Here is a 14332-nt window from a genome sequence, read left to right as displayed (position 1 = left end):
AGTTCCTGAATGTTTTTCTGTTTCAACTGCATAGAGTTATGATCACGAAATATAAGTACATTCTCTCCATCCTGGGTCTACTGTTATCCATGGTTGTTTCTGCAGAGGAGAGTGAAGGCAAGCGCGTGATGATTGCCAAGGATCGTTTCAGTGTCACTGTCACCCATGCCGGCAAGAAGGTTGATATCAAGCGTAACCAGGATCGTAGCCACCAGATTGACGACGCTTTCCGTTCCACGGCGCGTGGCAGAATTCAGCCGATGCATCCGTTTCAACCACGTCAAATTGAGACTGTCGGTGAACTGGAAGTGCTGGATTATCTTGAGAAGCGTGAGAGAGGCGAGTCAGTCTTGCTGGTTGATACAAGGTCTGCGCAAGCTGTAAAGCGCGGCACAATTCCTGGCTCCATCAATATTCACTGGAAAGATTTTGGAAAAAAGAAACAGCTTGTCCGCTATTTTGAAGATGTTCTGAACGTGAAAAGATCTTCAGAAGGCATCTGGAATTATGATATATCCAAAACTCTTGTTCTTTTCTGTAATGGCCCCTGGTGTGGTCAATCCTCAGCAGCTATCAAGAAGCTGTTACGTGCCGGCTACCCGGAGCACAAAATCAAATATTATCGCGGTGGAATGCAGAGTTGGCTCTCGTTCGGTCTGACTATTGTTACGCCTGAGTGATTATCAACCAACTCCGGGACCATCTCCCTTATCCCGGATGCCTGTTTGACGCAGGCCCAGCCAGGTATAGACAAGCAGGTTGACGATGATCACGATACTGCCAAGTACGATCTGCATGTCATAGGTGAGATTGGTGGGATAGATTAGCGGCATCAGGTAATGTTCGATACAGCCCGTTTCGTAACTGGCCTCACCAGCGGCATTGCGAAGCTGCTTCTCCCAGGGTGTTAGCGGGCAGATCCAGCTGTTAAATTCGACCAGTGCTCCCCAGGTTGCGGCAGGTAGATGTAGAAAAATCATCCAGCGCCACTTTATCAACAGCAAACCGCCGAGCAGGACAAAACAGATAAACAGGAAGTGCACAACAAGCAGGCCATCAGCGGCAAGTGAATAGAGCATGGCTTTTATTCCTAGAACGAAGCGCTTTCTCCATACTTGGGAATGTTTGCACTCCATCCGTCCTTTGCAAGGCACTTTTCTAAAGCGGTTTTTGCTTCCGCTTCGCCATGCACGAGGAAGAGCTTTGGATGAGGTTTCTGGAAATTCTTTATCCAGTCGACAAGTTGTGACTGGCCAGCATGTGCCGAAAATCCACCAAGTGTATGGATCCTGCCGTTGACAGCGATTCTCTCTTTACCCATTTTGAAATGGCTGGCACCATCGACCAGCGCACGGCCCGGTGTACCCATTGCTTGGTAACCGACGATGATGAGATGCGATTTGTGTTTCCAGATGTTGTGTTTCAGATGGTGACGAATACGGCCGCCATTACACATTCCACTGCCGGCGATAATGATTGCACCGGCTTCAATTCTATTCAGTGCCATGGACTCCTCGGTCGAGCGAGAGTAACGCAATACCGGCAGTAATGAATGCAGGCTGCTGCTATCTCCCTGGCGTAAAGAGGCACCATCCTCATGATTGAATACGTTCTGGAAGCGGTGATAAACCTCTGTAGTGGCAATTGCCATCGGGCTATCAAGAAAGACTGCCTGTTGCTTGAGTAAGCCCTTCTGATAGAGCTCGCCAAGCCTGAAAATAATCTCCTGTGTACGACCTACAGCAAATGAGGGGATCAGAATATTTCCGCCATTCTGTGATGCTTCAACGATAATGTCTTCAAACTCCTGAAGTGTCTCTTCCATGGAGCGATGGTTGCGGTCACCATATGTTGACTCCATCATGAGTATGTCAGCTGTCTCTACAGGTTCCGGGTCACGTAACAGAGCGGCAAAGCTGTTGCCAAGGTCACCCGTAAAGACAAGTTTCTTTTCTACATTATCTTCGGTGACAAATAACTCAACGATGGCGGAGCCAAGGATATGACCTGCATCGCGAAAGCAGACATCGATACCCTGTGCGATAGTTTGCCTGTGTCCGTACGCAACTCCTTTGCACTGTTGCAGGGCAACTTGCACATCTTCCATGGTGTAGATGGGTTCAATCTCTTTTTTACCTGCACGACGCCTGCGTTTATTCTCCCATTCCGCATCACGTTCCCCCAGTGATGCTGCATCTATGTGCAGAATCTCAAGTAGTTCACGGGTAGGGCGCGTCATATAGGCAGAACCCTTGTAGCCATCAGCTACCAGCTTCGGGAAACGTCCTGAATGATCAAGATGGGCGTGTGACAGAACCACGGCATCAAGATTCTGGATTTCAAACGGGAAGGGTGACCTGTTGGTCTTCTCTGTTTTACGGGAGCCTTGAATCAGACCACACTCGAGAAGTACCCTGGCATGTTTGCTCTCGAGAAGATAACAGGAACCGGTAACGCCTTCTGTTGCCCCGTAAAACGTTAATTTTGACATGACATGCTCCTCCTAAACTCTCAATTTAAGTTTAGACCAAGTAGAAGCCTGGCTGTGGCTGGAATGCTAAGGTTTCTTCTCTTCCGGCGGTTTGGTTAGATAGGCTTCGGCCTCTCTGCATGCAGAGTTTCGCAGTGACCTGTTTTTCTGCGAGTTTTGGATGTTGACCTGTTGCTGCCAGAATTCACAGACCTGTTTCAGTTGAATATATTCAGGATGTTTTTTTCTGTCTTCCTTCTTTTCTTCAGCAGTTACCCTGACTTGATCGGCAACTTTCTGGCTCGCCTTTTCAAGCTTCTCTTGCATGATGATGGCAGATTCCTTAACTCTCTTTTCTGTCTGCCACTTGTAATAGGCTTCAATTGAAATATGGCTCGCCACGCTTCCAAGCAGTACGCCAATTGCAATTACAATTATCCACCAGATGCTCGAGTGCTGACGATTGTTCTCCTCGATTGCCTCGATGACATCATTTAATTCTGGATTAGGATTTAATTTCATGCGCTATTCTGCTTCTTGGTCGTACAGGTCTGTCACTTGGGCCAGAAATCCGACCATGGGCCACTGGTCATTGGTTGGGACATGTCGTGAACATCATAACTCATCGAGTTGACGGAATGCTTCATATTCGAGAGCCTTCCTGTCATCTCCTGCATATTGACATTGATTCCAACCATGTCGTTATCAATTGCAGCGATACTCTGATTCATACCAGAAACTGACTCGTTCATGGTGATGACGTTGTTATCAATCATGTTCATCGACTCGGCAATCAATGGAACACCGGAGACATTATTTTCCATCAGGTCGACTGTTTTTGTTATTGCCTGCATGTCCTGTGACATAGAGCCGAAATTGTTATACATATCCACCATGTGAGTCGTCATGGCTGACATGTTATTCGCCATCAGGTAGATCATGTAGATAAGCACTACTGATGAGATTGCCAGGGCGGTAAAACCCACGCGTATGATAAGCCGTGTTCGTGCAGCGATCTTGGTGCCGGCATTATTGAAGAACTCCATCTCCTCGCGAAACTCAAGCATGGTATCCGCAATAATATCAATCGCATTTGGTGGGGAATTGCCTTGTTTCGGGCTGTTTGTTTCTTCAGTCATGATTAATCAAATGGATTCATGTCATTCATCAGGCGCATAGGACCATTTGCCCGATAGACATCTCTGCCAATCTGCTGAACTGCAGGGTCAATTGAGCGGAACTCCTGGTTCATGTTGGAGACATGGTTGGTGATTCCGTAAACCTTGTAGTTAAGGCTGGCAATGGTCAGATTCATACCACCCACCTCACCGTTCATATTGCTTACACTGTTACTAATATCCACGGTTGCCTGGGTGATGGCGGGGACGTGGGCAATGTTGCGCTGCATGTTATGCATTGTCGTGCGCATTTTCGTCATATCTCCTGACATAGAGGAGAACTGAGTGTCCATTGTTGCCAGGGCATCAATCATCGCGCCCATTTTGGAGGTGAATGCATACAACATCAGGAGGAGAATAATGGTCACGATACTTAAACTTACCATTCCTACGCGCAGAATAGCTGTGACACGCTTGGCGACACGAATCGTCATAGCGTTACGTATCTCCATCGCGATGCTGAAGTCTTCCGTCGCCTGTCGAAGTTGCTTTTCCTGTTGTTCCGTTATTTCCAAAACTGTCTGTTTCCCGATGCCTGATTAAGTCGCCAGTTGTCTGTTTTCAGCCCATGCAGACCAGTTTTCACTTTGTCCGCAAGATATTCCCTGGTACTTGTAATTACTTTGAAAAAGAATGGCTTAGTACAATTAAGAGAGGGCTGAATATGAATTTGATTATACCAGAAATGATGGCAAACAGTAGAAAGGTAGCGACAGCATTTATGTATAACTATTTTGATTTATACAAGGCTTTCGATAAGAGTCAGCCCCTGATGAATCGCCACCAGGGGCCATTTTCTTCAAATTACTGTTATCCGGCGTATTGAATTTGCCAGATAAAACATTCAGCTTCAGTTGGAAGCGCGCCAAGTTCCATCTGACTGACGGCAGGCCGTACCGTAAACAGTTTCACTACGGCCATCGATAATCGCCTCGGTTTTATATTCCCTGCAAGTGCCATACGAGGAGGTTGGTGTGACCGCGTATTGGTTGCCGGTGTCATCATTTCGCCAGCTGGAAGTCTCATTGGCTGAATTATTCTCCAGCGCATTTCTCATGCGATAGCGATCCTGCTCATCCATCTGCCTGCCGATTTCTCCTCCGATATAAGCGCCAAGCAGGGCGCCGGCTACAATAGCGATATCTCTGCCGGTTCCGTCACCAACCTGCGAGCCAACAACGCCGCCGAGGACGCCGCCAATCAAGGTTCCTGATTCCTGCTGCGTCATACAGCCAGTGAGCCCCAGTGATAGTGCCAATGCAACGGCCGTCGGTCTGAAAATCTGTTTGTTCATCATTTTCCCCTGGTGAATAGTGAGTCTGGTTGTGCCTTCTATAATAGTAAAGAGACACTGAGACCTTCTACTTTGTTCAAATAATATACTGCTTTTAATCGTTGTGCAGCAATTCATACCGGACGCCTTTTGCTGGAATCCGGTTAACGAACAACTGCCAATCATCAGCCGTTTGCTTTAGCAACGGATGTAAGGTCTCGTCATGAGGAGGCCTCACAATTACGCGCTTGTGTCTCTACCACCTCTGCCATCTGGAACCACGGTATCCCTGGTGACAGGCGTTACAGATTGTATTGAGCCGCATGTATTCGTTAAGTGCTTCCTTAATGATACCTCCGTCTCGCTCACCCCAGCGGTTCCCATAGGGAGAGCTGTATTCGGGAACCCAGACACCCTGTTTGTAGTCTTCGCTTGTCGGGCGCTTCTCCAAAGCATCTGCGAGCCTGTCTGCGCTCTCTTTCATGGCTGCAGCATTGGCCTTGAAATTGTCAAAGCTTCCCCAAACTGATGGTGCTGCTCTTGAGCCAGGTGAAGCGACGGAAGAGGGTGAATAGAGACGCCAGAGGTTCTCACCTGCTCCGGCTTCAATCTCACGTGCCAGCATTGTTGCTTCACGCCGATCAAATGGTTTCCTGCCCTGGATAATCGCCGCAAGGTCACGCATTGCCCAGCCATGGTCACGCATCATGCCCTGACGATCCTGCTTGTGGGAATTGGGTCCATGCGGGCCATAGTAGGATGGGGCGTAATACCAGGCTGAGGCTGTGCCAATCGCTCCAATACCCAGTGCCAGGCCTGCAACGACAGACAGAAATTTGCGATTAGGTGTTTTCATAATCTACTCCTCTTATGTCGACCTACTCACACTGGAAATATAGAACCCGGAATCCCGCACTTCAATACCATTTCGGGATAGAGAGCTTGCTTCTGCTAAAAAATTGATGCTTGATTCAGACACATCGTTGATGGTTATAAGATCTTTCTGATCATTGAAGGGTAGAATGAATAGATATTGTTATTTATATCTATTTTTTTCATTCACAATCATTGGTACATCTTGATGAATTACAGAGTGCGCAAGGCACTGGAAGCGGATAGCAGGGCAATAACAGATGTCATCATGGCAGCATTTGGCAACGATGAAGGAGAGCTGATTTCACAGCTGGTGACTGATTTGCAGGCAGACCCGACTGCTCAGCCATCCTTGTCGCTTGTCGCAACTGCCGATAACAGTGTGGTTGGACATATTCTGTTTACAAGTGCCTGTATCAGGCATCTTGACAGGAAGGTCTCCTCATCACTTCTTGCCCCCCTGGCAGTACATCCTGAATGCCAGGGACTGGGTATCGGGGGGCAACTGATCAATGAAGGGCTCAGGCAATTGGGAGAGGGTGATACACAACTCGTATTTGTACTCGGCCATCCTGACTATTATCCCAGATATGGTTTTTCACCTGCTGGGACCAGGGGGCTTGATGCGCCATATCCGATCCTGCCTGAAAATGCCGATGCCTGGATGGTGCAGGAGCTTCAACCGGGAGTTATCGGATCGGTTAGCGGGCAACTGGTGTGTGCAGAGACGTTTGCCGACCCGGCTCTTTGGCAAGAGTAATGCATTAGTAAATGCAATCAGGCTCCTGTATTGGCTACTGTGCGACATCAACGGGATGGTTGGCTCACTGGCAATCAATCCAGGAAGTCGATTTTCAGCGTAACGAAGTCCATATGTTCTGAAATTGGTTCGTATCCATTCAGTTTAATCACCTGCACAGAATAGTGCTTCTCCCCGGCGGGTCCTTTCAGAAGCGCTTCCCTGGTACCAAGCTTGACCTTTGCCCTCCTGTCGGGAATGTTAAGCAGCTTCAGGCTGATTGAATAGTGATTACCCTCTTCCACGATCCCCGGGCCACTTGTTCTCCTGAAGCCGGAATCCGGGTCATACTTATCGATTAATATCGCCTGCGTCCTGGTTCTGATCCTTAACTGGTTTTCAATTTCGTCATACTGTTTAAGTGCCTTGTCATAGGCTGAAAAGGCCACCCGCTTAGGATTTCCAGTTGAAAATATGTTGTTAAGTCCCGTGCGACTTCTCGCTCGGAAAGATCTTTCAATAACTCTTTTGTGAGATCCTGTGCGAGGCCTTTGAGCAGATTTCCGGAAACATTTTTGGCATTGAATCCTGCTTTCAGGTTATCAACGTGCCTGTTGTACCGGACAACTTTTTCAGAGCGTTTTTCCAACACCTTGATGGGTAACTCGTTTCTTATTCCCCTGAGCATGTCCCCTTCAAGCCTGTCAGAAAGGAATTTGCTTACCCTTGTCGTAATATGCTTATCCAGTGTTTCATGGGCATTTCTCGAGAAATTCTCCTTCAGCGCCCGCTCGTATGCCTGCCTTGTGGCAGTGCCCGGATCCAGTCCGAACTTCTCCGGTGTGTAATGAAAATCTTCCTCTACCTCTCGCCTGATTTTATCCGCATCTGCCTCGGCGAAATCAAAACCATATTCCCCGTCGAAGAGAAAAGACTCGACAGCAGTTTTCATCGCCGTACTCAGCGCACCAGCGGGCCCGCCTTTCTTCCAGCCTTGGACAACATCCCACAAGTAGTAACCGCTCTCGATAACAGCCTGTCTCTGGGCTGATTTCCAGATGCTTTTTGACACCGCATCCAGCGCCTCTGAGGTTGAATCGACAGCATCGGTAAAACGCCTGGTAGCCTCCTTTTTTATCTGTCCCAGTTCACGGAGCTTACCTTTTAGTCTGATTATTTCACTATCTCGACGATTGATATCCTCGACAGGTACCCATTTTTTCCATTCGCTTATCGGTACACCTGACTCGTCATGGAGGATGATGGTATCGAGTAATGGCTTCTTCCTGGCCTCAAGATGATCGAGCTTGTCCTGCAGATCGGCAATCTCCCTGCGCCTGTTATCGGTATCGTTCAGATGGCTGTACAGCCTGCTCTCCATGTTATTAATTTCACCTTCAATTGGTGTCAGTTCCTTCTGTAATGACCAGAACTCGTCTGATTTTTCCCTCTTTCTCAAACGCTCCATCTTGTTATAGAGCGCATCGCGTTTCTGCACGAGAGCATCCAGTCTTTGCTTGAAGCTGGGCAGGTTGAAATGCTTCTGAGAAGAGTCATTGTGACTATTCTTTTCAGTTATCAATTTTTTGAGATTGTTAATGTCAAAATGAAGGCCACGCGCAGTTATCTCGAATTTGTCGATAGTGTATCTCGGGTGGTCAGGGATGCGTGTCAATAAGCGTGACTTGAAACGTTCCGTATGCACCCTGGATACAGTGTTTTCATCCGAATCATAGGTGACAAGCCAGGTTTGATATTCCCCTTCAAGCAACCGGTCTTCCGGAGTGTCTCGCAGCCTGAGTTCAAGAGAGAGGTTTGGCTGCCACTTAGTGATGAGTTGCCGGCGCACGGCCATCGGTAGCGTTTCCTTGGTGTCATGCAGGTGCGTTGCTTTTCTTTTTGCCCGGATTGTTCCTGACTGGAATAATCCGTTCCAGGTTAATACCTCGCCGTCCGGGAAGAGCTGCTCGAGTTTAACCACGCTTTCTTGGTAATCGTAAAATTTGCCGGAGATTGTCCATAGGTTTCCATCCTGGTCTTTCCACTTGCCAAGCAGGCTCTGGAAAAGTTGTTCCGCCTCGACCCTGATTTCCTGCGCACTGAGTGATTTGACGGGCGTATCGGAAGGCCTGACTGATCGCCGCACCAACTTGCCATCCTCGTCAACCTCCTCGTGCACAGTCCCCGACAGCCTGATTTCGAACGGTGGCTGATCCTTTCTGCCATAGTCCTTGATCCGTATTTCGAAAGAATTCTGTTCAGGGTTCCAGGTTATGTGAATTTGCTGTCCCTGCTCAAAACCCATGATTGTATGGCTTATCGGCTTGTCGCCATTCACTCTCTCCAGGCCCTGCATACCCCTGGAGCTACCTCCCCAGTTTGTCAGGCCATTTCTGCGCAGAATATCGAGTGTGCGCTTGTTGTAACCACTGTGCTCTTCATCAACACCTGCACCTTGCTGCAGTGTATCCCTGGTTGCACGAACCAGGTCGGCAGTCATGGGGACAAGTTGCTTGGGGGCAGGTGCAGCTAGTGCTGAAGTGGACGCCGCCAGGAGAATGATGAAAGCTGCAATCCACAACAGGTTGAACCGGTATAGCCCGCGCAATCGGGCCGGCCTGCGAAGGAGTCTCTGCACGCCTGTCATGCCTGGCAGTGAGAGCGGGTTACTCTGCTGCGGCCTCGAGTTTGACCCAGTCGAAATTGACAACGGTTTCACCCTGGTTGCGATTCACTTGGTAGATGCCGACCGCCGGTTTTCCTTTCTGGCGCAGAATCGTGAACTTGGGCAGGTCGATCCATTTTTCTGTGGTCACCTTGGTCTTGGCATTGGTGACTTTCCACTGGATGCCTGCGCGGTACTTGCGGCCTTCCTTGGCGATGCGCATCTCTATCGGTTGCGAAATGGTTGCCGCCGCCTCATCGAAAACGAAGTTCTCGAAACCCTGTTCCCATACCAGTCGCTTGCTGAATGTAGTCGGCTTGCCTTTTGACATCTTGATGGTTTCTACGGTGACACACAAACGATTGCCCCAGTTACCGCAATGGAAGGCCCTAGGCTGGACGATGACATAGGTTTTATTATCTGTATACAGCCCAAGGAAGACAGCTTCCTGTTCGGTCTGGAAGTCAGCCGTGAACGAGGTTGAGAGAACCCAGTTGCCGCTTGGCAGTTCATTTGTCAGCTTGAGGATGTTCGGAGTGTTTCCAGTTGCAATCGGATCTGTATTGCCATTGGAAAGGATCAGCAGGCTGCCTTCCTCGACTATAAAGGCATCGGGATCGGGATTGATCACTTCCCAGTGCTCTTTCAGATCGTCGCCCTCGAAGTCATCGAAAAATACCTCGGCTGCCATGATTTGAGAACATGCTGCAGCAAGTAAGATTACTGAAATGAATTTAATAATGTGCATGGGAATCACTCTCTTATCTATTTTGTTCAAATTCGTGTTCATGTGTCCACCCAGTTCGGAAAGATTACTCTTCCCCCTCGATTTTGATCCAGTCGATCGATGCAGCAGATTCACCGTTGGTAACACTCTTCTGGTAAATGCCCATCGCCGGCTTGCCTTTTTGCCGCAAAATGGTGAAGTTCTCCAGTTCCACCCATTTCTCTTCAGTGGCATTGGTCTCGGGATTGAGCGATTGCCATAAAATTCCAGGACGGTATTTACGCCCTTCCTTGATGATACGCATCTCGATTGGCTGCATGACAGTCATGACTGCTTCATCGAATACAAAGCTTTCGAAACCCTGTTCCCGTATCAGCCATTTATCGAATCTCGTGATTTCGCCATTCGACATCTTGATCGCCTCGATGCCGAAACAGAGACGGTTGCCCCAGTTGCCGCAGTGCACGGCCATCGGCTGGACAACCAGGTAGTCCTTCTCCGTATTGTAGAGCCCCAAGAAGATGGCTTCTTTCTCAGTCTGGAAGTCGATGTTGAATGAAGCAGACAGGGTCCAGTTGCCTTTTGGCACTTCATTGGTAAGCTTGAATACGTTAGCTGACTGACCTGTATTCAGTGTCGGTGTCTGGCTGCCGCCAACCATCAGCAGTTCGCCATTTTCAACAATGAAGGCCTCTGGGTCCGGGTTGATGACCTCCCAGTGTTCTTTCAGCTCTGTTCCGTCAAAGTCATCCCGGAAGAGTTCAACAATGCGTTTTTCAGGTTCGGGTTCAGGCAGGCTTTGTTCGGCGACTTGTTTGACTTCGGCAACTGCCGCTTTGAGTTCATTTGCATTGCTTGCATTGAAATAACGTCCGTTACCGGCTTTTGGTATGCATTCAAGCTGTGCCTGTTCTTCCTTGCCGACATCAAAGCCAATGACATGAACGCGCGGCTGGATGTTTGCCTTTGCAAGCGCCGCGGCCGCAGCACAGGGATCGCCGTTACAGGTTTCTAGTCCGTCCGAGATCAGGATCACATGGTTATTGGCATCCTGCAGGTTGGCAAATGCACTCGCACTGGCATTCAGGGCAGCTGCGATGGGCGTCTTACCTGTCGGAGTCAGTCCCCTGATCTTGTTTGACAGAGAGGCTGCCGAATCGGTGCCAATTGCAGAAACCAGCTCGATATCGTCGCAGGAATTCTTGTCGCGATGGCCATACACCATGAGGCCGGCACGCGTGCCTTCAGGCAGACCGGTCAGTAGAGATGCAAGGACATCCTTGGCGGTGTCAATCTTGGCAGTACCGTCGATCTGTCCCCACATGGAGTTCGATCCGTCTAGGATGAATAGCATGTTGGTTTGAGCCATAGAGGATACTGGTGCAATGGAAGCAACCAGCAGCGAAAGAAACGCCAGCTTCTTGAGAAAATGATTCATCGGCTTTCCTATGGATGAGCTCGGGTATCTATAATTCAAGTATAGTCATGGTTAGTGAAACCTGAAACCATGGGGAAATGTGCCACGAGCATGGATTTCTACATTCGGGATTGGCTGCTAGACTGATAGTAAGGGATACCGGTGGACCTGTTATGCGTATCATCCTGTTTTGCATGCTCATGCTCTCTTCCGAGGCAGCTCTTTCCGGCCCGGACACTGTTACCGGTGTCTGGCTTGTGGAGGGCTCAACCCAGGCATATGGGCCTTTTCGCTTTTTCACCCGTTTTGAGACCAGTGATGCAGGCAATGTCACTGCAACCAAGTTGAATGCCAGTCCCTACGTGCCACAGAACCAAGTGCACCTGCGCGGACTAATCCAGGGCGATATATTGCAGGCTGATGTCCAGGTCGCCTTTCCCGGTTTCGATTCGCCTGAGTGGAAGCGTCACCATTTTGCCCTTCAGCGCAGTGACGAGGGGGCGATTACCAGGCTGACCCTGTCGGACGGCACTGAACACATCAAACCCGACGGCTCCACTTTCAATGACCAGTGGAACTACACGCCATGGCCGGGAAGCCAGCTCTACCTCTCCCTGCCGAAAATCAATGACCGCGCTTACCAGCTGGCGAAAAATGACGCCAGCAGTGAGATTGCGGACACAGAGAGGAGTCTTGCCCGCTACCGGGAAGAGCAGGCGGCCAATATCGACGAAGCCTCGGTGCTGAAACATGCTTTCGATGCCCAGCAGCTTGAGGTGGACAGGCTGGCGACAGCCTATGATGCGGCATGGCAGCGTTACGCCAACAGGCGATACCCTCCTCAGGCACAACCGCAAGATGAGATTCCCGATGATTTTCATCCCCGCTTGCGCGGCTCCTATGAGACCCTGCGCCGCAACCTGGCGGATATTGAGCGACTCGAGGGCATGGTTCTCGATCATCAGAACGGCGTCAATAGGCTGAATAACGATGCTATCGCTTCGATATTCAGCAATATCGATGACCTCAAAAGCCAGAATGAAATCATCCGCGAAGCGATTCGCCTCGTGAGCGAAGAGCTGGGCATAACGACACGCATGGAAAGCGAAACCCCGCAACAGAGGCGAGCCTCACTGCAACGCCTGGAGGCTGATGCCGACGAGGCGAGCGACAGGTTGCTCGACGCGCAAAAAGCACTGGCGCGAATCTCCCGAGACCATGAATTGATCAGCGGCAGGGTTGAACACCAGGTTGGGGAAATCGCACGGCTTGAAACCGGCAAGATCCAGCTCTCCATGCGCCAGAAGCTGCTGGACAGGGAGAGAAAGCTGGCCCGCATCGAGGCGGCAGCTGACAGGCGCCTCGTTTACGAAGCGATTCCTTCGGCTCTTCGCGCAGACATACTGGGCCTGAAAGAACAGCTCGACACCGTCAGGGATCTTTTGGGCAGAACCACTGAACTGCGCAGAGATTTCAAGTCCGATTACATGGAAGTCTTCAATGAACTGACAGGCAAGAATGAATATCTTCGCTGGCTGCAGTGGCGCAACGCCCTCAAGATGGCCGCAGCAGAAGCGGGTAGCAAGATAGGCGAGCTGGCGCTCTCGTTTGCGACAGGAGGGCCAGCGGGCCTGGCCGTGGAGATTATCACGACACCAATTCTCCAGTTCCTGTTACACGAAGATGGCGTAGTCTTCAGTAATTACGATGAAACAAACCTGCGGCAGGCGTTCCACCAGGCGCACGAAGACCAGGAGAACGGCTTGCCGGATCCGCAATCTGTATGCGACCTGACCAACACTCGCTTGAGCGAGGCCGTCACCACCCTGTTCGATCCGGCTTCGGTCCCTGCTGAGTACGGGAACGTCAATCAAAGACTCAGTGACATTCCTAACCATGCCGTATCAACCTTGCTGAATACAACCAGGGCGGCAGCGGAACATGCCGGGACCAGGATGCATTACAGGGGCAGCGTCGAGGCTGGCCGGCAACGCCTTTATGACCTGGTGGGTGCCCGTATCGAGGCTGCGCACTTAACTTACCGGGAGCTCGACACTGCTGCAAGGGAGAACCTGGCGAGGCGCATCTCCAGCGCGGATCGCTTGCTGATGCATGAAAGCACCTCTATCGGGGAGAGACGGGCTGCACTCAGGGGGCGGCAGGAGATGCTGGGCAGGCTGGCAAACGATTCAGGCCCCGGTGCCAGTCGTGTTGTCACCAGCGTTCAGCAAGAGGCAGCCGGGCTGCTTGATGCTGTCGAGGCTGCCGAGGCAACAATGCGCAGCTCAACAGATGAGACGGCAGTGGCCGCGGCACGAACTGCCAGGGAGGAGTCCCTGTCACGCCTGCGGGCCATCTTGCCCAACTCGGTTGCGGCGGTCGACAGCGTGGCCGAGATCAACTGGTCGAGTGCTGTTTCCCACTATGATGAACTGGTCAGAAGAGTCGCTGCCGAGGAAGTGAGGTTGAGGGGTTTGCGCGTCAAGCTGAGTGATGCGCGCAACCTGAGAAAGGCGGTTGGCGGATCAGCGGCCTCGATCGCCTTCAGCCTGGCAACGGGCCTGGCTCGCAGCTGGTACCAGAACGAGTTGCAGGAGGCAGAGCGGGAAATCTGGTCTGACATCTTTCTTCTGCAAATGCAGCAGGCATTACGTTACCGTGCCTGGATGCAGGCTTCCTGTGCATACTGGGCAGTGACAGACATCTACAATGATCTGAGCCGCCAGCTCTATCGCCTGTGGGCGGCATACGACCCGGAAAGCGGTTTCCACCTGGCAAGAAATAATGCTTTTCGCGATTACGAGAGCCTGCGGGTGAGCATGGTCTACGAGCCGCCGGTCGAGATGGTGTTGGAGACAAGAGTCGGCGGACACCCCTGCCGCCAACAGGGATCAACGACAGCCTGCAGGATTCCGGCCGGTGCTCTCCAGGATGCCAGTGGTCCCTACCTCGAGCTTGATATCGGTCTTATACCGCCGGGTGGGAACTAG

At 50.7% G+C, this 14332-nt stretch carries 14 protein-coding genes; 3 read left to right on the top strand and 11 right to left on the bottom strand.

Features of this window, described 5'->3' with window-relative positions; all coding sequences use genetic code 11:
• Window positions 1-38: 38 nt before the first annotated feature.
• Entirely contained in the window at window positions 39-680 is a 642-nt protein-coding gene (locus BOW06_RS09640; RefSeq protein WP_043117860.1) for a rhodanese-like domain-containing protein, read from the top strand.
• Between the two features lie 3 nt (window positions 681-683).
• Here the strand turns inward: BOW06_RS09640 and BOW06_RS09635 are convergent, their stop codons facing one another.
• The 7 genes from BOW06_RS09635 to BOW06_RS09600 form a co-directional block, all read right to left on the bottom strand.
• Window positions 684-1079: a DUF2784 domain-containing protein gene (locus BOW06_RS09635; protein WP_078454714.1), complete on the bottom strand. Its 396-nt coding sequence runs from the start codon at window positions 1077-1079 to the stop codon at window positions 684-686.
• An 11-nt stretch (window positions 1080-1090) separates the two neighbouring features.
• Window positions 1091-2491, bottom strand: coding sequence for an MBL fold metallo-hydrolase RNA specificity domain-containing protein (locus BOW06_RS09630; RefSeq protein ID WP_078455031.1), 1401 nt, complete (start codon window positions 2489-2491; stop codon window positions 1091-1093).
• Window positions 2492-2557: 66 nt separating this feature from the next.
• Window positions 2558-2992, bottom strand: a complete 435-nt coding sequence (locus BOW06_RS09625) for a hypothetical protein (RefSeq protein WP_043117202.1) — start codon at window positions 2990-2992, stop codon at window positions 2558-2560.
• 32 nt (window positions 2993-3024) lie between these two features.
• Entirely contained in the window at window positions 3025-3609 is a 585-nt protein-coding gene (locus tag BOW06_RS09620) for a hypothetical protein (RefSeq protein ID WP_043117200.1), read from the bottom strand.
• Window positions 3610-3611: 2 nt separating this feature from the next.
• The gene (locus tag BOW06_RS09615; RefSeq protein WP_078453173.1) at window positions 3612-4163 is read right to left on the bottom strand and encodes a hypothetical protein; all 552 of its coding nucleotides are present in this window, start codon (window positions 4161-4163) and stop codon (window positions 3612-3614) included.
• Window positions 4164-4498: 335 nt separating this feature from the next.
• The gene (locus BOW06_RS09605) at window positions 4499-4945 is read right to left on the bottom strand and encodes an RT0821/Lpp0805 family surface protein (RefSeq protein ID WP_370602402.1); all 447 of its coding nucleotides are present in this window, start codon (window positions 4943-4945) and stop codon (window positions 4499-4501) included.
• A gap of 232 nt (window positions 4946-5177) precedes the next feature.
• Complete coding sequence (locus tag BOW06_RS09600) at window positions 5178-5777, bottom strand: c-type cytochrome (RefSeq protein ID WP_043117196.1); 600 nt, start codon at window positions 5775-5777, stop codon at window positions 5178-5180.
• 225 nt (window positions 5778-6002) lie between these two features.
• Here BOW06_RS09600 and BOW06_RS09595 point away from each other — a divergent pair, with 225 nt between their 5' ends.
• Window positions 6003-6554 (top strand): GNAT family N-acetyltransferase, encoded by a 552-nt coding sequence (locus tag BOW06_RS09595; protein ID WP_043117195.1) that lies wholly within the window; start codon window positions 6003-6005, stop codon window positions 6552-6554.
• 74 nt (window positions 6555-6628) lie between these two features.
• Here BOW06_RS09595 and BOW06_RS12965 read toward each other — a convergent pair whose 3' ends face one another.
• From BOW06_RS12965 to BOW06_RS09575, 4 genes are all read right to left on the bottom strand, one after another.
• The gene (locus BOW06_RS12965; RefSeq protein ID WP_143556078.1) at window positions 6629-6982 is read right to left on the bottom strand and encodes a hypothetical protein; all 354 of its coding nucleotides are present in this window, start codon (window positions 6980-6982) and stop codon (window positions 6629-6631) included.
• Window positions 6922-9171 carry an AAA family ATPase gene (locus BOW06_RS09585; protein WP_143556077.1) on the bottom strand — a complete coding sequence of 750 codons (2250 nt, stop codon included), beginning with the start codon at window positions 9169-9171 and terminating at the stop codon, window positions 6922-6924. The genes BOW06_RS12965 and BOW06_RS09585 overlap by 61 nt, the downstream gene beginning before the upstream one ends.
• Window positions 9172-9199: 28 nt before the next feature.
• Window positions 9200-9946 carry a hypothetical protein gene (locus BOW06_RS09580; RefSeq protein WP_078461557.1) on the bottom strand — a complete coding sequence of 249 codons (747 nt, stop codon included), beginning with the start codon at window positions 9944-9946 and terminating at the stop codon, window positions 9200-9202.
• A 64-nt stretch (window positions 9947-10010) separates the two neighbouring features.
• The gene (locus BOW06_RS09575; protein WP_052132175.1) at window positions 10011-11363 is read right to left on the bottom strand and encodes a vWA domain-containing protein; all 1353 of its coding nucleotides are present in this window, start codon (window positions 11361-11363) and stop codon (window positions 10011-10013) included.
• Window positions 11364-11515: 152 nt separating this feature from the next.
• On the opposite strand from BOW06_RS09575, the gene BOW06_RS09570 reads away from it, so the two are divergent.
• Window positions 11516-14332 carry a coiled-coil domain-containing protein gene (locus tag BOW06_RS09570; RefSeq protein WP_078454707.1) on the top strand — a complete coding sequence of 939 codons (2817 nt, stop codon included), beginning with the start codon at window positions 11516-11518 and terminating at the stop codon, window positions 14330-14332.

It is taken from the genome of Solemya velum gill symbiont (assembly GCF_002020255.1).
Lineage (GTDB): Bacteria > Pseudomonadota > Gammaproteobacteria > Chromatiales > Chromatiaceae.
This window is presented reverse-complemented; position numbering and strand designations above follow the sequence as displayed.

Excerpts from the sequence above, each read along its gene's own strand:
- BOW06_RS09570 (WP_078454707.1), top strand. The coding sequence starts at position 11,516 with ATGCGTATCATCCTGTTTTGCATGCTCATGCTCTCTTCCGAGGCAGCT.
- BOW06_RS09595 (WP_043117195.1), top strand. The coding sequence starts at position 6,003 with ATGAATTACAGAGTGCGCAAGGCACTGGAAGCGGATAGCAGGGCAATA.
- BOW06_RS09630 (WP_078455031.1), bottom strand. The coding sequence starts at position 2,491 with ATGTCAAAATTAACGTTTTACGGGGCAACAGAAGGCGTTACCGGTTCC.
- BOW06_RS09605 (WP_370602402.1), bottom strand. The coding sequence starts at position 4,945 with ATGATGAACAAACAGATTTTCAGACCGACGGCCGTTGCATTGGCACTA.
- BOW06_RS09600 (WP_043117196.1), bottom strand. The coding sequence starts at position 5,777 with ATGAAAACACCTAATCGCAAATTTCTGTCTGTCGTTGCAGGCCTGGCA.
- BOW06_RS09620 (WP_043117200.1), bottom strand. The coding sequence starts at position 3,609 with ATGACTGAAGAAACAAACAGCCCGAAACAAGGCAATTCCCCACCAAAT.
- BOW06_RS09575 (WP_052132175.1), bottom strand. The coding sequence starts at position 11,363 with ATGAATCATTTTCTCAAGAAGCTGGCGTTTCTTTCGCTGCTGGTTGCT.
- BOW06_RS09625 (WP_043117202.1), bottom strand. The coding sequence starts at position 2,992 with ATGAAATTAAATCCTAATCCAGAATTAAATGATGTCATCGAGGCAATC.
- BOW06_RS09640 (WP_043117860.1), top strand. The coding sequence starts at position 39 with ATGATCACGAAATATAAGTACATTCTCTCCATCCTGGGTCTACTGTTA.
- BOW06_RS09635 (WP_078454714.1), bottom strand. The coding sequence starts at position 1,079 with ATGCTCTATTCACTTGCCGCTGATGGCCTGCTTGTTGTGCACTTCCTG.
- BOW06_RS09580 (WP_078461557.1), bottom strand. The coding sequence starts at position 9,946 with ATGCACATTATTAAATTCATTTCAGTAATCTTACTTGCTGCAGCATGT.